Origin of the sequence: Synechococcus sp. R3-13 (assembly GCF_047462195.1) — a bacterium.
Taxonomy (GTDB): Bacteria; Cyanobacteriota; Cyanobacteriia; order Thermostichales; family Thermostichaceae; genus Thermostichus.
Map to the genome: position 1 here is coordinate 5,009 of NZ_JANSIO010000370.1, position 257 is coordinate 5,265.

Sequence of the window (257 nt, forward strand, 5' to 3'; positions counted from 1 at the left end):
CTGAGTAATCAGGGGAGGGCTTGAGCCGGAAAAGCCCACTATGCCGGAAACTTTGAGGTACTTTGGCTCCGCTGTCAATCCCTTGCCATTGGCTCCGTTGATCGGCAGCCTTAAGAATCAGGTCACAAGCTTGGCCGGACAATATGGGATCCCGGTTTTACGGTGCTGGATCCCGATGCGGAGCCGACCTTGAACAACATGGGGTTTCGACGGATCTGGAGCGCTTAATCACGGCCTAGGATCCAGGCGATAAGGGG